Origin of the sequence: Auraticoccus cholistanensis (assembly GCF_009742705.1) — a bacterium.
In the GTDB taxonomy this organism is placed as follows: Bacteria; Actinomycetota; Actinomycetes; order Propionibacteriales; family Propionibacteriaceae; genus Auraticoccus; species Auraticoccus cholistanensis.
Genome location: NZ_WPCU01000008.1, coordinates 84,727 through 105,027 on the forward strand (window position 1 = coordinate 84,727; position 20,301 = coordinate 105,027).

General features: G+C 72.6%; 16 protein-coding genes. 5 read left to right on the forward strand and 11 right to left on the reverse strand.

Annotated elements, in window-relative coordinates:
* Positions 1–34: 34 nt before the first annotated feature.
* The 6 genes from GC722_RS12835 to GC722_RS12860 are packed head-to-tail and all read right to left on the reverse strand — an operon-like array spanning position 35 to position 6,908.
* Entirely contained in the window at positions 35–634 is a 600-nt protein-coding gene (locus GC722_RS12835) for a class I SAM-dependent methyltransferase (protein ID WP_331714782.1), read from the reverse strand.
* Positions 631–1,485, reverse strand: a complete 855-nt coding sequence (truA, locus tag GC722_RS12840) for a tRNA pseudouridine(38-40) synthase TruA (RefSeq protein ID WP_156610789.1) — start codon at positions 1,483–1,485, stop codon at positions 631–633. The genes GC722_RS12835 and truA overlap by 4 nt, the downstream gene beginning before the upstream one ends.
* Positions 1,485–2,216 carry a tRNA (guanosine(46)-N7)-methyltransferase TrmB gene (gene trmB, locus GC722_RS12845; RefSeq protein WP_331714783.1) on the reverse strand — a complete coding sequence of 244 codons (732 nt, stop codon included), beginning with the start codon at positions 2,214–2,216 and terminating at the stop codon, positions 1,485–1,487. Before trmB ends, truA begins: the two co-directional genes overlap by 1 nt.
* Positions 2,213–2,575: a hypothetical protein gene (locus GC722_RS12850; RefSeq protein WP_156610791.1), complete on the reverse strand. Its 363-nt coding sequence runs from the start codon at positions 2,573–2,575 to the stop codon at positions 2,213–2,215. Before GC722_RS12850 ends, trmB begins: the two co-directional genes overlap by 4 nt.
* Positions 2,576–2,586: 11 nt before the next feature.
* The gene (locus tag GC722_RS12855) at positions 2,587–4,881 is read right to left on the reverse strand and encodes a heavy metal translocating P-type ATPase (RefSeq protein ID WP_156610793.1); all 2,295 of its coding nucleotides are present in this window, start codon (positions 4,879–4,881) and stop codon (positions 2,587–2,589) included.
* Positions 4,878–6,908, reverse strand: coding sequence for a cytochrome c oxidase assembly protein (locus GC722_RS12860; protein ID WP_156610795.1), 2,031 nt, complete (start codon positions 6,906–6,908; stop codon positions 4,878–4,880). The genes GC722_RS12855 and GC722_RS12860 overlap by 4 nt, the downstream gene beginning before the upstream one ends.
* A gap of 162 nt (positions 6,909–7,070) precedes the next feature.
* Here GC722_RS12860 and GC722_RS12865 point away from each other — a divergent pair, with 162 nt between their 5' ends.
* Complete coding sequence (locus GC722_RS12865) at positions 7,071–8,753, forward strand: ABC-F family ATP-binding cassette domain-containing protein (RefSeq protein WP_156610797.1); 1,683 nt, start codon at positions 7,071–7,073, stop codon at positions 8,751–8,753.
* Between the two features lie 36 nt (positions 8,754–8,789).
* Here GC722_RS12865 and GC722_RS12870 read toward each other — a convergent pair whose 3' ends face one another.
* The 4 genes from GC722_RS12870 to GC722_RS12885 all read right to left on the reverse strand — a co-directional run bounded on the left by GC722_RS12870 (position 8,790) and on the right by GC722_RS12885 (position 15,379).
* On the reverse strand, positions 8,790–9,095 hold the full coding sequence (locus GC722_RS12870; RefSeq protein WP_331714784.1) for a hypothetical protein: 306 nt from the start codon (positions 9,093–9,095) through the stop codon (positions 8,790–8,792).
* Positions 9,096–9,120: 25 nt separating this feature from the next.
* Positions 9,121–10,815: a sodium:solute symporter family protein gene (locus tag GC722_RS12875; protein ID WP_331714785.1), complete on the reverse strand. Its 1,695-nt coding sequence runs from the start codon at positions 10,813–10,815 to the stop codon at positions 9,121–9,123.
* Positions 10,816–11,001: 186 nt separating this feature from the next.
* Positions 11,002–13,836, reverse strand: a complete 2,835-nt coding sequence (locus GC722_RS12880) for an immune inhibitor A domain-containing protein (protein ID WP_197430139.1) — start codon at positions 13,834–13,836, stop codon at positions 11,002–11,004.
* 277 nt (positions 13,837–14,113) lie between these two features.
* A complete protein-coding gene (locus GC722_RS12885; RefSeq protein WP_156610801.1) occupies positions 14,114–15,379 on the reverse strand; it encodes a citrate synthase in 1,266 nt (421 codons plus the stop codon).
* 282 nt (positions 15,380–15,661) lie between these two features.
* On the opposite strand from GC722_RS12885, the gene rplM reads away from it, so the two are divergent.
* Genes rplM through GC722_RS12905 form a run of 4 tightly spaced genes read left to right on the forward strand, consistent with a single transcriptional unit; the run spans position 15,662 to position 18,945 of the window.
* A complete protein-coding gene (rplM, locus tag GC722_RS12890) occupies positions 15,662–16,126 on the forward strand; it encodes a 50S ribosomal protein L13 (protein WP_331714786.1) in 465 nt (154 codons plus the stop codon).
* Between the two features lie 26 nt (positions 16,127–16,152).
* Positions 16,153–16,671: a 30S ribosomal protein S9 gene (gene rpsI, locus GC722_RS12895; RefSeq protein WP_408609315.1), complete on the forward strand. Its 519-nt coding sequence runs from the start codon at positions 16,153–16,155 to the stop codon at positions 16,669–16,671.
* 5 nt (positions 16,672–16,676) lie between these two features.
* Entirely contained in the window at positions 16,677–18,047 is a 1,371-nt protein-coding gene (gene glmM / locus GC722_RS12900; RefSeq protein WP_331714788.1) for a phosphoglucosamine mutase, read from the forward strand.
* A gap of 25 nt (positions 18,048–18,072) precedes the next feature.
* Positions 18,073–18,945, forward strand: coding sequence for an LLM class flavin-dependent oxidoreductase (locus GC722_RS12905; RefSeq protein WP_331714789.1), 873 nt, complete (start codon positions 18,073–18,075; stop codon positions 18,943–18,945).
* A 13-nt stretch (positions 18,946–18,958) separates the two neighbouring features.
* Here GC722_RS12905 and coaA read toward each other — a convergent pair whose 3' ends face one another.
* Positions 18,959–19,921: a type I pantothenate kinase gene (gene coaA / locus GC722_RS12910; RefSeq protein WP_156610804.1), complete on the reverse strand. Its 963-nt coding sequence runs from the start codon at positions 19,919–19,921 to the stop codon at positions 18,959–18,961.
* Positions 19,922–20,301 lie beyond the last annotated feature (380 nt).

Here is a 20,301-nt window from a genome sequence, read left to right on the forward strand (position 1 = left end):
AACCCGGCCCCGGGCCGGACCAGCCCGGGGCGGCTCAGCCCCCGGCGGGGGAGACCTCCAGGACCCGGAACCCCTTCGCGCTCGCGGTCCGGCGGCAGGGGTGGCCGCGCTCGTCCAGCCAGCGCTGCAGCGAGTCCGCCCCCAGGTTCCGACCGACCACCAGCCGGGCCACCCCGGTGGGGGTCAGCCGCGGCAGCCACTGCAGCAGCAGCTCGTGCAGGGCCTCCTTGCCCACCCGGATGGGCGGGTTGGACCAGATCTCGTCGTAGCGGGCGTCGGCGTCCACCTGCTCGGGGGTCATCACCCGCACCCGGTCGCCCACCCCGGCCCGGGCCGCGTTGTCGCGGCAGAGCCCCAGCGCGCGGGTGTTGACGTCGACGGCGTCCACCGTCGCCCGAGGCAGCTCGGCGGCCAGCGCGATCGCGATCGGCCCCCAGCCGCAGCCCAGGTCCAGCAGCCGGCGGGACGCCGGGTCGGGGCGGTGGCTGCGCAGCAGCACCCCCGTGGCCAGGTCCAGCCCCTGCCCGGCGAACACCCCGTTCGCCGTCTGCAGCTCCCAGCGGCGGCCCCACACCTCCACGGCGACGTCGCGGCGGCGCTCCGGGCCCTCCGGCGTCTCGAAGTAGTGGCTCACTCCTCGCCCTCCACGTCCTCGTCGTCCACCGCCACCGGGCCGCGGACGCTGCGCGCCTCCTCCGCCCGGCTGGCCAGCTCGTCGTCGGGCGGGTAGCGCACCTCCTCCAGGGTGAGCCCGCGGGCGGGCATCACCTGCACCTGGTAGTGCCGTCGCCCGCTGGCGGCCACGGCGGCGAGCCAGCCGGGGTCGCGCTGACCGGTCGCCACGGCGGTCAGCGCCCCGACCAGCGAGCGGACCATCGAGTGGCAGAAGGCGTCCGCGCGGACGGTCACCTCCACCCGGCTGCCGAGCGGGCCGGCGCACACCCGGCGGGCCTCGACGTCCTGCAGCGTGCGGATGGTGGTGGCGCCGGCCCGTCGCCGGCAGAAGGGGGCGAAGTCGTGCAGGCCGAGCAGCGTGGCCGCGGCCTGGTTGAACCGGTCCACGTCGATCTCGCGGCGGATCTCGGCGACGTGCCCGCGCTGCAGCGGGTCGCCGACCCGGTCGCCGTCCACCAGCCGGTAGACGTAGCGGCGCCAGAGGGCGGAGAAGCGGGCGTGGAAACCCGGCGGTGCCTCCCGCAGCCCCAGCACCGCCACGTCGCCGGGCAGCACGCGCCGCAGCCGGCGCAGCAGCGTGGCGGGGTCGGTGCCGGTGGGCAGGTCGACGTGGGCCACCTGCGCCCGGGCGTGGACGCCGGCGTCGGTGCGGCCGGCGCAGACCAGGCCGACCGGCCGGTCGAGCCGCAGCACGGTGGTGGTCCAGTGCTCGACCTCGCCCTGCACGGTGCGCTGCCCGGGCTGCACCGCCCACCCCAGGAAGTCCGTGCCGTCGTAGGCCAGGTCCATCCGCATCCGGGTGGTGCCCATCAGCGGCGCCGGAAGGTGAGGTCGCGGATGACGCGACCGCGCTCCAGACCCTTGGCCTCGAACTTGGTCAGCGGGCGGCTCGCCGGCCGGGGCGCCCAGTCGGCGTGCAGGTTCTCGAAGCGGGGGTGCTCGCCGAGCACCCGCAGCATCTGGTTGGCGTAGTCGGCCCAGTCGGTCGCCAGGTGCCAGAGTCCGCCCGGCACCATCCGCTCCGCCACCAGGTCGGCGAAGGCGGGGGTGACCAGCCGCCGCTTGCGGTGCTTCAGCTTGTGCCAGGGGTCGGGGAAGAGCACCACGAGCTCGCTGACCGAGTCGGGGCCGAGCAGCAGCCGCAGCCCGCCGACGGCGTCGGCCATCAGCAGCCGGACGTTGGTCACCCCGGCCCGCTCGATCCGGCTGAGCGTGCTGGCCACCGCGGGCTGGTACACCTCGAAGGCCAGCAGGTCCACCTCGGGACGGGCCTGGGCGGCCGCGACCAGCGCCTCGCCGTTCCCGGACCCGATCTCCACCACCAGCGGGGCCCGGCGGCCGAAGAGGGCCGGGAGGTCCAGCGGCTGGACGTCCTCGGCCACCGAGGTCTCGCGGGAGCCCTCGGGGAAGGGCACCACCCAGCGGGCGGCGTAGCGGTCCCAGGCGTGCTGCTGGGTCTCGGTGAGCCGGGTGGTACGGCGGACGTAGGAGACGATGCCGCGCGGCTGCCCGCTGGTGGCCGGACGAGGACCCGCGCTCACCGGCGACGGTCCCGGGGGTCTCGGGGCTGTCCAGGACTCTTCTGTGGGCGGGGGTTCGTCGGCGGGCGGGGGTTCTCCGGCGTGCGGGGGCCACGGCGGTCCGGGCCTGGAGAGGAACCAGCTCCGTCACGCCCGGCGCGCCGGGCGGCGAGCCGGCGCTCCAGCGCCCACAGCCCGCTGCCGGCCACGCCCAGCACCGCCAGGAAGACCAGCGCGCCGATCCAGAACGAGTCGGTGCGCCACACGGCCAGCGCGCCGGGGACGGCGCAGACCAGCCCGAGCCCGTACAGCCGGCCCTCGCGGGCGAAGGCGGACCTCAGGTCGCGGTCGCGCGGGGGCGGGGTCGGAGCAGGTGGCACGGCGGACCAGCCTACGCGGACCGGGAGGTGCCGGCGAGCTCACGCCGGTCCGCGCGGGGCGGGGTCCAGCTCCGCAGCCGCAGGCTGTTGCCCACCACGAACAGCGAGGACAGGCTCATCGCCAGCCCGGCGATCAGCGGGTTCAGCAGACCGAGGGCGGCCAGCGGGATGGCGGCCACGTTGTAGCCGAAGGCCCACACCAGGTTGCCGCGGATGGTGCCCAGCGTGCGCCGGGCCAGCGCGATGGCGTCGGGGACGACGCCCAGGTGGCTGCGCACCAGGATCATGTCGGCCGACTTCATCGCGATGTCGGTGCCGCTCAGCACGGCCAGCCCCAGGTCGGCGGTGGCCAGCGCGGCGGCGTCGTTGACCCCGTCACCGACCACGGCCACCCGGCGGCCCTGCGCCTGCAGCCGCTCGACGTGGCTCGCCTTGTCCGTCGGCAGCACCTCGGCCAGCACCTCGTCGGTCCCCAGCTGCTGGGCGACCCGGGCGGCGGCCCGGGCGTTGTCGCCGGTCAGCAGCACCGTCCGCAGCCCCATCGCCCGCAGCCGGGCCACCGCCTCCGGGGCGGACTCCTTGACCTCGTCCGACAGCTCCAGCACGCCGCGGACCCGGCCCTCGACCGCCACCACGACGGCCGTCCGCCCGGCGTCCTCGGCGGCGTCGACCAGGGCGTGCGCCGGCCGGGCGTCGACACCCCGCTCCGCCATCAGGGCCAGGTTGCCCACCAGCACCGGCCGGCCGTCCACCCGGGCCTCGGCCCCCAGCCCGCCCAGCGCGGTGAAGCCCTCCACGACCGGCTCCGACCCCGCGCCCGGCAGCCCGGCGGCGGCCTGCACCACCGCCCGGCCGATCGGGTGCTCGGAGTGGCGCTCCACGGCGGCCGCCAGCCCGAGCAGGTCGTCGGCCCCGGGGACGAGGTCGTGGACCCCCGCCACGGTCATCGCCCCGGTGGTCACGGTCCCGGTCTTGTCGAGCACGACCGTGTCGATCACGCCGGAGGACTCCAGGGCCGCCGGTCCCTTGATGACGATGCCGAGCTGCCCGGCGCGACCGACCCCGACCATCAGCGCGGTCGGCGTGGCCAGCCCCATGGCGCACGGGCAGGCGATGATGAGCACCGACACCGCGGCGTTGAAGGCGTCCCGGGTGCTGCCGCCGACCAGCAGCCAGCCGACCAGCGTGACGACCGCGACACCGAGGGCGGCGGGGACGAACACCGCCACCACCCGGTCCACCAGGGCCTGCACCCGGGCCTTGCGGGCCTGGGCCTGCTCGGCCATCGTGGCCATCTGCGCCAGCTGGGTCGCCGCGCCGACGCGCTCGGCGCGGACCAGCAGCCGCCCGGACAGGTTGATGGTGCCGCCCAGCACCGGCGAGCCGGCGACCACGTCCACCGGGGCCGGCTCCCCGGTCATCATGGAGGTGTCCACGCTGGAGACGCCCTCGACCACCGAGCCGTCGGCGGCGATCGTCTCCCCGGGCCGGACTGAGAACTCCTCGCCGCGAGCGAGCTCGCCCACCGGACGCACCTGCTCGACCCCGTCGCGGACCACCCGCACGGTGGTGGCGGCCAGCGAGCTGAGGGCACCGAGCACGTCGGCCGCCGAGCGCCTCGACCGGGCCTCCACGTAGCGGCCGGTGAGCAGGAAGGTGGTGACGGCGGTGGCCACCTCGAGGTAGATGGCGTCGGCCCCCTCCGGGGTGACTCCGTAGCCCAGCCAGTAGCCCGGCTCCCCGGAGCCGCCCGACACGACGGCCACCACCGACCACAGGTAGGCCGCGACGACCCCGAGCGAGACGAGGGTGTCCATGCTGAACGAGCCGTGCCGCAGGTTGCGCAGCGTCGCCCGGTGGAAGGGCCACGCGCCCCAGAGCACGGTCGGGGTGGCCAGCGCCACCGCCAGCCACTCCCAGCCGGGGAAGCGGAGCTCGGGCACCAGCGCCAGGATGATCGTCAGGCTGCCCAGCGGCACGGTGGTCACCGCCCCCACCGCGATCCGCAGCCGCAGCGAGCGGGTCCGGTCGGGGTGGGAGGTGTCGTCGGGGTCGGCGTCGCGGTCGACCACCGTGGCGCGGTACCCGGCGGCCCGGACCGCCTGCTGCACCCGCTCGTCCAGGCCCTCGGCGGGGCCGGTGAGCACCGCGCGCTCGGTGGCGTAGTTGACCACCGCCCGGACGCCGTCGAGCTTGTTGAGCTTCTTCTCGATGCGGTTGGCGCAGGCCGAGCAGGTCATGCCCTCGAGGTCGTACTCGCGGGTGCGGGTGCCGGGCAGCCCGGGAGCGGTGGTGCCGGTGCTCATCGCGCCGCCTCCCCGCCGCTGCCGCCGGAGCGAGCCACGGGCTGCTCCCCGTCGACCCGTTCCCCGTCGGGCCGCTTCCCGTCGGGCTGGGCCCGCTCACGGCGGGCCAGCTCGGCCAGCATCTCGTTGTAGGCGTCGAGGGAGGTGTCGTGGCCGGCGCTGGTGGCCCGGTCGAAGCGGCGGGCGGCCCGCTCCTCGGAGCCGAACCACTGGGCCAGCAGGGCGATCGTGACCCCGATCAGCGGCAGCTCGCCCAGCCCCCAGGCCAGCTGCCCGCCGACCTGCTGGTCGGCGGCCAGGTCCGGGGCCCAGGTCAGGTCCAGACCCGTGTAGTAGCCGGCGCCGATCTCGGCGCTGTTGAGCACGGCCACGGCGAAGAAGGCGTGGAACGGCATCGCGGCCAGGATGTAGCCGAGCTTGGCCACGTGGGGGATCGGCCGGCCGGGGGAGTCGACGCCGATCGCGACCTGGTAGTAGAGCGCACCGACGAGCAGGAAGTGGATGTTCATCAGCTGGTGCGACCAGTGGTACTTCATCACCACGTCGAACAGCCCGGTCAGGTAGAGCAGGTAGAACGAGCCCACGAAGAGCGCCCAGATGAGGATCGGGTGCCCCAGCACGTGCAGGGCGCGGGCGCCGAGGCCGGCGGTCACGGCGTCGCGCAGCGAGAGCAGCTGCCCGCGGCGGGCGGAGGCGCGGGCCCGCAGCAGCAGGGTGATGGGTCCGGCGAGCACCAGCAGCGCGGGTGCGCCCATGTTGAGGGCCATGTGCAGCACCATGTGCCAGCTGAAGGTGGTGCTGGCGTACTGCCAGACCTGGCTGACCGAGACGTAGGCCACCATGGCCCAGCCGCCCAGCCAGGCGGCGGTGCGGCCCCGCGGCCAGGTGTCCCCGCGGCGGTGCAGCCGGCGGACGCCGAGCAGGTAGAGCCCCACCATGGCGACGGCCAGCAGCAGCAGGAGCAGGTTGACCCGGCCGGGCAGCAGCAGCGACTCCCACGACGGCGGTGCGGGCACCTCGTAGCCCAGGAAGTTCTGCTGGGAGGTCTGCGGGACCCGGAACCGGGGCGGCACCAGCTGGGACTGCACCACCGACACCCCGGCGAGCAGCACCAGCAGCACGGCCTCCACGGTGACCAGCCGGACGGCCGGCACCGGCCGGGAGGAGACCAGCAGCCGGGAGCGGAGCAGCCAGCCGAGGGCCAGCAGCACCAGCAGACCCACCGCCACGAGCACCGAGGCGCCGTACCCGGGGGCCAGCCAGCTCTCGCCGGCCATCTCGAAGACCCCGATGAGCACCCGGGAGGGGAGCGCGACCAGCAGGGCCAGCCCCGCCAGCCGGTGGTGGCGGCGCAGCACGTCGGCGTCGGGACGTCGCGGCAGGGCCAGCGCGCTCGCGCTCCAGGCGGCCACCGCGAGCGTCATCACGACGGCGGCGTCGGTGGCCAGGTCGTGGCCCGCCCCGACCGAGACCTGGGCGGTCACCACGGTCGGCAGCTGCACCAGCACGCCGACGACGAGCAGCAGCACGGCGGTGGGCCAGGTGCGCACGAAGGGCACCACGCAGGAGAGCACGAAGGCCACCACCGCGGTCAGCAACCAGGCCTGGGTGGTCTGGGTGGACAGCAGGAAGTCCCGCAGGTTCGGCAGCGCGACGGTGACCGCCAGCCCGCTGGTGTCGGCCGCGTCGAAGGGCACCAGGGCCAGCGACGCGGCGGCCCAGCCCACGGCGCGGTGGCGGGCGGTGGCCATCCGGTCCAGCGCCGGCTCGCCCAGCTGCGCGCGCCGGCCGGTGCCCCGGCGGGCCGTCAGCACCACCCCGGCGAGCGAGGCCAGCGTCGCCAGCCCGGCGAAGGTGGCCAGCAGCCTCAGCAGCGCGGCCACCAGGGAGGTGGCGGGGTCGGAGGCCTCGTGCCCCCGCAGCGGCGGCTGGGCGTACTGCCAGGTGATCGCCGCCCACACCCCTGCGGTCGTGGCCACCAGGCCGACCAGCCAGGGAGCGAGGGCGCGTGCTCGAGTGCTGCGCATCCATCCGTCCCGGTACCGCGGAAACCCCCGCGCGGGAGCGCGGGGCCGATCGGGCCGCGCGTGAGCGCGAGACCGACACAGCACTCTACCTGCCGCGGCCAGCCCCGCCCGGGGCCGCAAACGGCTCGCGGGGGCAGGCTGCGCCCTCCTAGCATCACCGCCATGGGCCACGTCGACCTCTCCCACGTCAGCTACACCCTGGCTGACGGGCGGGTGCTGCTGGACGACGTCTCCTTCCGGGTCGGCGAGGGGGCGGTGGTGGCCCTGGTGGGGGCCAACGGCGCCGGGAAGACGACGCTGATGCGGATCGTCGCCGGGGACCTGAAGCCGGACGAGGGGACCGTCACCCGCAGCGGGGGGCTGGGGGTGATGCGGCAGTTCATCGGCAGCATCCGCGACGACACCGACGTCCGCGGGCTGCTGCTGTCGCTGGCCCCCGAGCGGATCCGGGCCGCCGCCGCGCAGGTCGACGCTCTTGAGCTGGCGCTGATGGAGGACGAGTCCGAGCCGCTGCAGCTGCGCTACGCCGCGGCGCTGGCCGAGTACGCCGACGCCGGCGGCTACGAGGCCGAGGTCGTGTTCGACACCTGCTGCACCGCCGCGCTCGGCGTCGGCTACGACCGGGCCCGCTGGCGCCGGGTGTCGACGCTGTCCGGCGGCGAGCAGAAGCGGCTGGCGCTGGAGTACCTGCTGCGCGGCCCCGACGAGGTGCTGCTGCTGGACGAGCCCGACAACTACCTCGACGTCCCGGGCAAGCGCTGGCTGGAGACGCAGCTGCAGACCACCCGCAAGACCGTGCTGATGGTCAGCCACGACCGCCAGCTGCTGGCCGAGGCCGCGACCGCCGTGGCGGCCCTGGAGCTGGGCGCCGCGGGGAACACGCTGTGGGTCCACGGCGGCGGGTACGCCACCTTCGGCCAGGCCCGGCGGGAGCGGTTCGCCCGCTTCGAGGAGCTGCGCCGGCGCTGGGACGAGGAGCACGAGAAGCTGCGGGCGCTGGTGCTGATGTACAAGATCAAGGCGGCCAGCAACGCCGACATGGCGAGCCGGCTGCAGGCCGCCCGGACCCGGCTGGCCAAGTTCGAGGCGGCCGGGCCGCCGCAGGCCGTGCCGCTGGAGCAGAAGGTCACCATGCGGCTGCAGGGCGGACGCACCGGCAAGCGGGCCGTGGTGGTGGAGGACCTCGAGCTGACCGGGCTGATGCGCCCCTTCGACGCCGAGGTGTGGTTCGGGGACCGGGTGGCCGTGCTGGGGTCCAACGGCTCCGGCAAGTCGCACTTCCTGCGGCTGCTGGCCCGTGGTGGCTCGCTGCCCGACGTGGAGCACCGGCCGGTGGGGGAGCTGGACATCGCGCCGGTGGCCCACACCGGCTCGGCCCGGCTGGGGGCGCGGGTGCGTCCCGGCTGGTTCGCCCAGACCCACCACCACCCCGAGCTGGTCGGGCGCACCCTGCTCGACGTGCTGCACCGCGGCGACGAGCACCGCGCCGGGATGCCGCAGGAGCAGGCCGCCCGCGCGCTGGACCGCTACGGCCTGGCGGCGCAGGCGGAGCAGCGCTTCGAGACGCTCTCGGGCGGTCAGCAGGCGCGGCTGCAGATCCTGCTGCTGGAGCTGTCGGGGGCGACCCTGCTGCTGCTCGACGAGCCCACCGACAACCTCGACATCGAGTCCGCGGAGGCCCTGGAGCAGGGGCTGGCCGGCTTCGAGGGGACCGTGCTGGCCGTCACCCACGACCGCTGGTTCGCGCGCGGGTTCGACCGGTTCCTGGTCTTCGGCGCCGACGGGTCGGTCTACGCCTCCGACGAGCCGGTGTGGGACGAGACCCGGGTGGCCCGGGCGCGGTAGCGCCTTTTCCACCGACCCGGGCGCGGTAGGCCCGGCTCAGTCGGTGGGGGCGATGTCCTTGGGGGCCTCGGCGCCGGCCTCGTTCTCGGCCACCAGGATCTTCAGCGGACGCAGCCGCGACCACAGCACGAAGGCCGCGGCGAAGACCAGCATGCCGATCCCGGCCCACAGGTTGGCGTTCACCCCGCCGGTCTTGCCGGCCTCGACGTCGTCGAAGAAGAACAGGCCCCACACCAGCAGCACCAGCCCGTAGATCCCGATCAGCACGCCGATGAAGTTCCGGATGTCGAACCCGCCGACCTTCTCCACGTGCGCCCCGGGGGCGTCGTTCGTCTCGCTCACGTCAGCTCCTCTCTCGTCGTCGGGCTCAGGCGAAGGCGATGTTCAGGACGACGACCAGCACCAGGGCCAGCCCGGCCATCGGCACCGGACGCCGCCACACCGGCAGGTCCTTCTCGTCGGGGTCGACCAGGTCGGCCTTCGGGGTCTCGGAGTAGACCAGACCCTTCAGCTCGGCCACCGGCTTGGGGCGGGTCACCAGGGAGACCACGACCATCAGCACGATGTCGACCACGAACGCGGTGGCGGCGGCCACGAACGCCGCCCCCTGACCGGGCAGGTTCAGCACACCGGTCTCGGCCAGCACGAAGACGAAGACCGCCGACAGGGTGCCCGCGACCAGCCCGACCCAGCCGGCGGTCGGGGTGGCCCGCTTCCAGAACATGCCGAGCAGGAACGTGGCGAAGAGCGGGGCGTTGAAGAACCCGAAGAGCGTCTGCAGGTAGTCCATCAGGTTGGAGAAGTTCGCGGCGATCAGCGCGCTGAAGATGGCGATGATGCAGGCCGCCACGGTCGCCCAGCGACCGACCTTGAGGTAGAACTCGTCCGGCTTGTCCTTCTGGATGTACTGCTGCCAGATGTCGTAGCTGAGCACGGTGTTGAAGGCGGAGATGTTGGCCGCCATGCCGGCCATGAAGGCGGCCAGCAGACCGGCGATCGCCACCCCGAGCAGCCCGTTGGGCAGCACGTCGCGCATCAGCAGCAGCAGGGAGTCGTTGTAGGTGACGCCGGTGGCGCCGGCCGCGGCCTCGCCCTGCTCGGCGTAGACGCGCTTGTACTCGGCCAGCTCGCCGACCAGCACCGCGGCGATCATGCCGGGGATGATGACGATGAAGGGCACGAACATCTTGGGGAAGGCGCCGATGATCGGGGTCATCCGGGCGGCGGTGATGTCCTTGGACGCCATCGCGCGCTGGACCTCGACGAAGTTGGTGGTCCAGTAGCCGAACGACAGCACGAAGCCCAGACCCAGCACGATGCCCACCACGCTGAGCACCGGGTTCTGGAAGCCCGACAGGTCGGTGCCCGGCCAGGCGTTCAGCTGCTCCGCGCCGCCGATCTCGTCACCGCGGACCCGGTCCAGCATCCCCTGCCAGCCGCCGACCTTGTGCAGACCGATCAGGGTGAGGGGGAGCAGCGCGGCGACGATGACGAAGAACTGCAGCACCTCGTTGTAGATGGCCGCGCTCAGCCCGCCCAGCGTGATGTAGGCCAGCACGATGGCGGCGGCCACCACCAGACCCAGCCACATCGGCCAGCCCAGCAGCCGGTTGACGATCGTGCCCAGCAGGTACAGGTTCACGCCGGCGATGAGGATCTGGGCCAGCGCGAAGGAGAGGGCGTTGACCAGGTGGGCACCGGTGCCGAACCGCATCCGCATGAACTCCGGCACCGAGCGGACCTTGGAGCCGTAGTAGAAGGGCATCATCACCACGCCCAGGAACAGCATCGCGGGCACGGCGCCGATCCAGAAGTAGTGGAACGTCGGGTAGCCGTACTGGGCGCCGTTGGCCGACATGCCCATCACCTCGACCGCGCCGAGGTTGGCCGAGATGAAGGCCAGCCCCGTCACCCAGGCCGGCAGCGAGCGGCCCGAGAGGAAGAACTCGATCGAGTTCGAGACCCCGCGCTTGGCGTAGATGCCGACGCCGAGGACGAAGACGAAGTAGAGCGCGATCAGCAGGTAGTCCACCAGCTGCGCGTCCAGCCTGATCTCGGTCACCGAGGCCTCCCTGTCCCGGCCGGAGGCCGTTGGTAGCAACTGGTCCGGTCTACCGCCATAAAGCAGCGGCGTCAATCGGGGCCGCGGGCGTCCTTCGTGCCGCAGACCCCGCTGGCCCCGGACGCCGCAGGGGCGGGCACCGGTCGTCCGGTACCCGCCCCTGCGGTGCGCTGCGCTCTCAGCCGCTCAGCTGTCGGCCTTCGGCGGCTGCACGACGACCTGGGCGATCGAGTTGTCCGCACGGGTCTTGCCCACGGTGAGCTTGACGCCGTACGGCTCGGTGGGGTCGCCGTCGCCCAGCGGCACGGGCAGGCCCACGTCGAGCCCGTAGAGCTCGGGCAGCGGCTCGCCGTCGGCGTCGACCACCCGGACCGGGTACGGCTCGTTGTCGCCGTTGGGCAGCACGACCGAGGCGTCGACGTCGCGGAAGTACAGGCTGTCGCCGCGCACCTCGATGCCCGGGTACCAGCCCTGGGAGTCGTCGAAGGTCTGCACCGCCGGCAGCGACGGGAAGTCGGTGCAGAACTCGGTGGTCCAGTCCTCGCCCGGCACCTCGGCCAGGCACTCGGTGAACGGCTTGGTGGCCGACCCGAACGCCGCGTTGGACGACTGCGGGCGCGAGGGCAGGTTGTTCAGCACCGACGGGTCCTTCTCGGCCGCCTCGCCGGTGCGGCGCAGCGGGTCGAAGTGGCTGTCGACGATCAGCAGCCCGCCCTTGCTGCCCACGCTGGGCAGGTCGTTGGTGGTGGCCAGCACGGGGTTGGCGTCGCCGTAGGTGGTGTCGCGGTACCAGACCAGCAGGCCGGGGGCGTTGTAGGCCACCCGCTCCACCTTCCACGGGCCGAAGTTGGCGTAGGTGGTGTCGTAGGTGTACTTCAGGCCCTCGTCGAAGCCGTCGTAGTTGCGCCACTCGGCCAGGTAGTACTGCGCCCGCTCCAGCTGGCCGTCGGTGATGTTCCAGCCGGTGCCGGGATCGCTGCCGGGGACGAAGGTGCCGACCTCGGGGACCCAGCCGTTGGCCCCGCCCTCGACGTCGTCGCTCCAGACCACGTCGCTGCCGGAGGTCACCGAGAAGTCGTCGGCGAACCAGCCGCGCTCCAGGTAGGCCGCGTCGGTGGCCAGCCGCAGCCGGACCTGGACCTCCTGGCCGGCGTACCCGGAGAGGTCGACGTAGTCGTGGCGCCACCCGTCGGAGGACCCGGTCAGGCCGTAGCGCTTGTCGCCGAAGCCGGCGAGGTTGCCGTTCGGGTCGGGGTAGCCCTCCGGGGTGGAGACCTCGACGCCGGAGCTGTCGAACACCTTCTGCTCGGTCCAGCTGCTGCCGCCGTCGGTGGACACCTCGACGAAGCCGAAGTCCCAGTCCTCCTCGATGACGTAGTCGTTCCACATCCAGAACTTGGGGTCGGTCTCCGGCACGTCGATCGTGCGGGTCAGCGTCCAGTCGCCCCAGTCGCCGTCCTGCCCGCTCCACCACATGGCGTCGCCGCTGTGCGGCTCACCCAGGTGCTGGATCTTGTTGGGCAGGTTGATCAGCAGACCGTCCTCGCTGCCGCGGGGGGTCCGGGAGGTCTGGCCCACCTGCACGGTGCGGCGGCGGTCCCCGGGGCCGAGCTCCAGCGGGTCGACCCAGCCCAGCACCCACTTGTCCCACAGGCCCATGTGGGTGGGCATGCTCTGGAAGATCGGGCCGGCGTGGCTGCCCGAGCTCATCAGGTCCCAGAAGTCGACGTCGGACTCGCCGCCGCTGGAGGTGTCGTAGAGGTCGGGCAGACCCAGGTCGTGGCCGTACTCGTGGGCGAACACACCGACCCCGGAGTCCTCGGGCTGGACGATGTAGTTGCTGATCCGCACGCCGGTGTCGCCGATCTCGGGGGCGTCGGCCAGCGCGGAGCTGTGCGCCCAGATGGCGTAGGTGCCCTCGGCGCCGCCGCCGCCGGACTTGTCCGCGCCGGCGTGCACCAGCACCAGGTGGTCGATGACGCCGTCCGGCTCGTAGACGTCGCCGTCGCCGTCCACGTCACCCTGGTCCTCGATGTCGTAGTCGGCCCAGGGGAAGTCCGGGTCCATCTCGTGGAGCTTGTTCACCGCGTCCAGGGCCATCTGCTGGGGGCCTCCGCTACCGGGGTAGCCCTCCATGTCCTGGATCCGGCCGGCGTCCCAGTTGCCCTCCTCGTCCTGCTGGCAGACGTCGGCGGCGTAGTAGGCCTCGGAGTGGTCGAGCTGGATCCACGGGGTGGCCTCGCCGGTGACGGTGTAGGCGCCCTTCGACATCTCCTCGTACATCGCCTTCATGGTGTAGCCGGAGATGTCGAAGCCGGGCTCGCCGTCGGGGCCGGTCAGGTCGGGACGGACCCGCTCGGTGATGCCCTCGTCGGTGTAGAGCATCCGGTTGTAGTGCTCGGAGGAGAAGTCCTCGACCCAGAAGGAGACGTTGTCCTCGCCCTCGGGGTGGTCGGCGGGGTTCGGGATGTTGTTGTGCGTCGGCCCGGCCGGGACGTCCTCGGCCGGCACGCAGGTGCGGTCGCCGTTGACCGAGAGGGGCACCATCACGCCGGACCAGTCGTAGGTCACGTCCTCGTCGTACTCGACCAGCAGGGTCAGCAGCCGGGCCTCCTGGGTGGCCGGCGCCTGCTTGAACTGGCGCGGGTTCTGCCCCGTCCTGACGGCCTTCTGCTCGGCCTCCACCAGCGCCTCCGCGGCCCGCGGGTTGCCCTGCGCGTGCTTGCGCTCGAAGGCCGCGGTCTCGGCGGCGGCCCGGGCGGCCCCGGGGGACCCCTGGGCGCCCTCCTCGACCTCGACGTCCTCGCTCACCGCGGGCTCGACCTGGGGTGCGGCGTAGTTGATGTAGTAGTCGTCGGGGCCGTAGGGGTTGGGGGCCGACGGCTCCGCGGCGGCGGGGCCCGGCACCGAGGCGAGCGAGCCGCCCAGCACCAGGGCCAGCACGGACGCCCCCGCCAGCAGCGGGGTGCGGACGCGTCGGAGGCCCCGGCTCGCCGGGCCGTGGGAGGTGGGTTGCGGCACGGATATGCCTCTTCTCTGAGTTCGAGGTGCCTCGGTTCCGAGGTGTCTCGGTCTCGAGGTGCCTGGGGGTAGGGGCACGGTCGGCCGCAGACGGCCCGCTGCGGGGTCGGCGCGAAAGGGGTCGTGCTCGTGCTGTCGATCCTCGGACGGCAGAACCTGCGCTGGCGAGGGCTGCCGGTGCGACGTTACCAAACTGTGACATCCGTCGGCAGGGGTCGCGCAGCCCCCGGGGACGACGAAGGGGCGGACCTCTGGGAGGTCCGCCCCTCGGCGGTGCTCAGCGCTGCGACATCGGTACGAAGTCGCGGGTGCGGTGCCCGGTGTAGATCTGCTTCGGACGGGCGATCTTCTGCTCCTTGTCCACCACCAGCTCCTGCCACTGGGCCAGCCACCCCGGGGTGCGCCCGATGGCGAAGAGCACGGTGAACATCTCCGGCGGGAACTGCAGGGCCTCGTAGATCAGCCCGGAGTAGAAGTCCACGTTCGGGTAGAGCTTGCGCGAGACGAAGTACTCGTCCTCGAGGGCGATCTTCTCCAGCTCCTGGGCGATCTTCAGCAGCGGGTTGACCCCGGTCACGGCGAAGACGTCGTCGCAGGCCTTCTTGATGATGGTGGCGCGCGGGTCGTAGTTCTTGTAGACCCGGTGCCCGAAGCCCATCAGCTTCTCCTTGCCCGCCTTCACCCCCTCGATGAAGCCCGGGATGTTGTCGGTGGTGCCGATCCGCCGCAGCATCTTCAGCACCGCCTCGTTGGCGCCGCCGTGCAGCGGGCCGTAGAGGGCGCCGATCCCCGCCGCCACCGCGGAGTAGGGGTCGACCTGCGAGGAGCCCACCGAGCGCACCGCGTTGGTCGAGCAGTTCTGCTCGTGGTCGGCGTGCAGGATGAACAGCACCTCCAGCGCCTTGACCAGCCGCTCGTCGGCCGCGTACGCCGGCTCGCTCATCTTGAACAGCATCGACAGGAAGTTGGCGCAGTAGGACAGCTCGTTGTTGGGGTACACGTACGGCTTGCCCTGGCTGTGGCGGTAGGCGAAGGCGCCGATCGTCGGCATCTTGGCGATCATCCGCGTGATCTGCAGGTACCGGTTGTCCGGGTCGGCGATGTCGCGGGCGTCGGGGTAGAAGGTGCTCAGCGCGCTCACCGACGACATCAGCATGCCCATCGGGTGCGCGTCGTAGCGGAACCCGGTCATCAGGCTCTTGATGTTCTCGTGCAGGAACGTGTGGTGCGTCACGTCGTGCGTCCACTGCCCGAGCTGGTCCGACGTCGGCAGCTCGCCGTTCAGCAGCAGGTACGACACCTCCAGGAAGGTGGAGTGCTCGGCCAGCTGCTCGATGGGGTAGCCCCGGTACTCCAGGACACCCTTGTCGCCGTCGATGTAGGTGACGGCGCTGCGGCACGAGGCCGTGTTGACGAACCCGGGGTCGTAGGTGGCGAGACCGCCCACCTTCTTCAGGTCGGACGCGCGGATGGTGCCGTCGACGATCTCGATCTCGTGCTCTTCACCAGTCCGGTTGTCGCGAATCGTGAGTGAGTCGGTCATGGGGTCAAGATAGGGGCTGCTCAGGGGGCGGGCGAATCCCGCCCCCCGGCCGGGGGCCCGGTGCGCGGACGGGCCCGCTCGCCGGTTTTGACCCGCGGGGGGTCGGCGAGTAGTCTGAGCCGCTGTTGCGCTGAGGTGTGCCCGCTGTGTGGTCACGGCCCGCCAGGACTGCTGTCCAGGTGGCCGACCGGCCCGGTGGCGGCGCCCGGCGCAGTCCACAGATGTCAGTTCCAGACGCTGGCCGACGGTCGGCGGCAACACTACGGAAGATGGTCCACGAGCGTGTCTACGTACAGCCCGAAGCCTGGCGAGGTGACCAGGGAATGGCATGTCATCGATGCCGAAGACGTCGTGCTGGGTCGCCTGGCCGTGTCGGCCGCCACCCTGCTGCGCGGTAAGCACAAGCCGACCTACGCACCGCACGTCGACGGCGGGGACTTCGTGGTGATCGTCAACGCCGCCAAGATCGCCCTGACCGGCAACAAGCGGACGGACAAGATGGCCTACCGCCACTCCGGCCGTCCCGGCGGCCTGTCGGCGGTCAGCTACGGCGAGCTGCTGAAGAAGGACCCGCGCCGCGCCGTCGAGGCGGCGGTGTGGGGCATGCTCCCCAAGAACAAGCTGAGCCGGCAGCAGCTGCGCAAGCTGAAGGTCTACGCGGGCCCCGAGCACCCGCACAAGGCCCAGCAGCCGGCCGACTACCAGATCACCCAGATCTCCCAGACCGCTCCGTCGGTCGACCAGTGAGCACCGCGAGCACCGAGGACCAGACCGTGACTGAGATCGCTGACGAGACCGTCGAGACGACGCCCTTCAACGAGGGCGACCGCGAGATCGCCTACCGCTCCGAGAGCGGCACGGGCCCCGGCCAGCAGGCGTCCTCCACCGGGCGCGCCGCCGTGGTGGCTCCCGGCGCGGCCACCGGCCGCCGCAAGGAGGCCATCGCCCGCGTGCGCATCGTCCCCGGCTCCGGCCAGTGGACGATCAACGGCCGCACCCTGGACAGCTACTTCCCGAACAAGGTGCACCAGCAGATCGTCTCCGAGCCCTTCATCACCGCCGGTGTCGAGGGCTCCTACGACGTCATCGCCCGCCTGCACGGCGGCGGCGTGACCGGCCAGGCCGGCGCGCTGCGCCTCGGCGTGGCCCGCGCGCTGAACGCCGTCGACGCCGAGGCCAGCCGCCCGGCGCTGAAGAAGGCCGGCATGCTCACCCGCGACGCGCGGATCAAGGAGCGCAAGAAGGCCGGTCTGAAGAAGGCCCGCAAGGCTCCGCAGTACAGCAAGCGCTGATCGGCGTGGGGCGTCTCTTCGGCACCGACGGGGTGCGGGGGCGGGCGAACCACGATCTGACCGCCGAGGTCGCCCTGGAGCTCTCCGTCGCCGCCGCCCACGTGCTGGGCGAGGCGGGGGAGTTCCGGGGCGGCCGTCCGCGTGCCCTGGTCGGCCGCGACCCGCGCGCCTCGGGGGAGTTCCTCGAGGCCGCCGTGGTCGCCGGGCTGGCCAGCGCCGGCGTGGACGTGGTGCGGCTCGGCGTGGTGCCCACGCCGGGGGTCGCCTGGCTGACCGGGGACGTCCGTGCCGACCTCGGCGTGATGATCTCCGCCAGCCACAACCCGATGCCCGACAACGGCATCAAGTTCTTCGCCCGCGGCGGGGTCAAGCTCGACGACCAGGTCGAGGACACCATCGAGGCCCGGCTGCGTGAGCCCTGGCAGCGGCCCACCGGTGCCGGCGTCGGCCGGGTCGTCGACGACACCGCCCTGATCGAGGGCTACGTCGCCCACCTGGTGGGCAGTCTCAACGGCCCGCAGGGCGACGAGGCCGCGGTCAGCCTCGAGGGCATCACGGTGGTGGTCGACTGCGCGAACGGCGCGGCCTCGATGACGGCCGTCGCCGCCTTCGAGACCCAGGGCGCCACGGTGGTGGCCATCCACGCCGAGCCCGACGGCGTCAACATCAACGACAACTGCGGCTCCACCCACATGGACGACCTCCGCCGCGCGGTCGTGCAGCACGGCGCCGACCTGGGCATCGCCCTCGACGGCGACGCCGACCGCTGCCTGGCCGTCGACGCCCAGGGCGACCTGGTCGACGGCGACCAGATCCTGGCCGTGCTGGCGCTGGCCATGAAGGAGGCCGGGACGCTGACCGGCGACACCGTGGTGGCCACCGTGATGAGCAACCTCGGCTTCGTCAACGCGATGCGCGACCACGGCATCCAGGTGGTCCAGACCAAGGTCGGTGACCGCTACGTCCTGGAGGCGATGAACCGCGGCGGCTTCGCCCTCGGCGGCGAGCAGTCGGGTCACGTGGTGCTCTCCCAGTACGCCACCACCGGCGACGGCGCCCTCACCGCGCTGCACCTGATGGCCCGGATGGCCAGCAGCGGCCGGTCGCTGGCCGAGCTCGCCAAGGTGATGACCCGGTTGCCGCAGGTGCTGGTCAACGTCAACGACGTCGACAAGTCCCAGGCCGGCACCCACCCCGAGCTGCTGGCCGCGGTCGAGCAGGCCTCGGCCGAGCTCGGGTCGGGCGGACGGGTGCTGCTGCGCCCCTCGGGCACCGAGTCGCTGGTGCGGGTGATGGTCGAGGCCCAGAGCTACGAGCACGCCCAGCAGGTGGCGGAGTCGCTGGCCGGGGTCGTCCGCACCACGCTCGGGCGCTGACCCGAGCGGGCTGGGGGAGGACGGCGTGCGGTTCGGCATCACCATCCTCCCCGAGCACCCCTGGCGCACGGCCGAGCCGCTGTGGCGGGCGGCCGAGGAGCTCGGCTTCGACCACGCCTGGACCTACGACCACCTCAGCTGGGGCGGTCTGCCGGACGTTTCCTGGTACGGCACGGTGCCGACGCTCACCGCGGCCGCGCTGGTCACCAGCCGCATCCGGCTGGGCACCTTCGTCGTCTCGCCGAACTACCGCCACCCCGCCGCCTTCGTGCGCGAGGTGCTGAGCCTGCACGACGTCTCCGCCGGACGGCTGCTGCTCGGGCTGGGGGCAGGCGGGTCACCCGACGACCGGGTGCTCGGCGACGAGCCGCTGCCGCCGCGCCGGCGGGTCGACCGCCTCGTCGAGTTCACCACCCTGCTCAGCGAGCTGCTGCAGCACGACCACGTCTCGCACCGCGGTGAGTACTACACCGCCGTGGACGCCCGCACCCTGCCGACCGACGCGGCCGACGTCCCGTTCGTGATGGCGGCCAACGGCCCCCGCTCGCTGCGGCTGGCGCTGCGCTTCGGGTCCGGGCAGCCCGACTCCGGCTGGGTGACCACCGGGCGCCGGGGCGACGACCCCGAGGAGTGGTGGGCCTCGGTGGCCGAGCTGTCGTCGATGCTGGACCGGCTGTGCGCCGAGACGGGGCAGGACCCGCGCCGCTACCTCAGCCTGGACACCGCCGTCTACGCGCTGTCCGACGTCGGGACCTTCACCGAGATGGTCGACCGTGCCGCGGGGCTGGGCTTCACCGACCTGGTCACCCACTGGCCGCGGACCTCCGGCGTCTACGCCGGGCGCCGCGACGTGCTGGAGTCGGTGGCCGCCCTGCTCCCGCAGTGGCACGGCGTCTGAGCCGCCCGCGCGCTCACACCTTGCGGATCCGCACCCAGCGCACCTCGTGGTTGGCGCCCTTGCGCAGGATCGCGGTGGCCCGTCCGCGGGTGGGGCGGATGTTCATCATCAGGTTCGGCCCGTTGATGGTGTCCCACACCCGGTCGGCGTAGCGCATCGCCTCGGTCTCGCTCATCTCGGCGAAGCGGCGGAAGAAGGACTCCGGGTTGCGGAAGGCGGTCTCCCGCAGGGTTGCGAAGCGCTGCAGGAACCAGCTCTTGATGTCGTCGGGTGCGGCGTCGACGTAGACGGAGAAGTCGAAGAAGTCGCTGACGGCCAGGCCGGTCGTCCCGTCGGCGCGCTGGCGGGCCGGTTGCAGGACGTTGAGCCCCTCCACGATGAGGATGTCGGGCTGGTTCACCACGATGCGCCGGTCGGGGACGATGTCGTAGCTGAGATGGCTGTAGACGGGGGCCGACACCTCCGGCTTGCCGCTCTTGACGTCCATCACGAACCGGAGCAGGGCTCGTCGGTCGTAGGACTCGGGGAAGCCCTTGCGGTGCAGCGCGTTGCGCCGCTCGAGCTCGGCGTTGGGGAAGAGGAACCCGTCGGTGGTGACCAGCTCCACGTGCGGGTGCTGCGGCCACCGCGACAGCAGCTCCTTGAGCAGCCGCGCCGTGGTGGACTTGCCGACCGCCACCGAGCCGGCCACGCCGATGACGAACGGCGTCCGCTCCACCGACAGGCGCAGGAAGTCGTGGGTGGAGCGGTAGAGGTCGCCGAAGTTGCGGAAGTACTCGCTGAGCAGACGCGTCAGCGGCAGGTAGACCTCGACGACCTCGCGCAGGCTCGTCGGGTCGTTCATGCCCCGCAGCCGGGAGAGGGTCTCCTCGTCCAGGGTCATCGGGGTGCTGCGCGCCAGCTGGGCCCAGTCCTCCCGGCTCCGCTCGACGTAGGGACCGCTGGTCTCGCCGCTCTCCAGGGACATGGGCGCCATTGTGGCCCACGGCGTCCCCGCCACCGGGCCGCAGACACCGGGCGGGACGGCTCCGAGGGGCCGCCGAGCGCGCCGGAGCGGCTGTGACGCAGACCACCCGTCCTCGGTTTGCGCTGCTGGTGCGCCCCGTCTAATGTTCTCTGAGTCGCCAGCGAACGGGACACCACGGCGGGGCAGCAGCCCTGAGACGTGGGACCGGGACCGGCGGCCACCTCACACCACGAAGCGTCATGGCAGGTGCGCGTCCTCGTACGGACCCACCAGCAGACGGATCGCGGAGGAGGTGGGAGCCTCCGGCTCAGGACTTGCGTCCTGGATCGCGAGGGTCTAGGCTTGCGAAGCCGCTGGAGATCGGGGCGGGGCTCGGGAGAGCTTCTTCC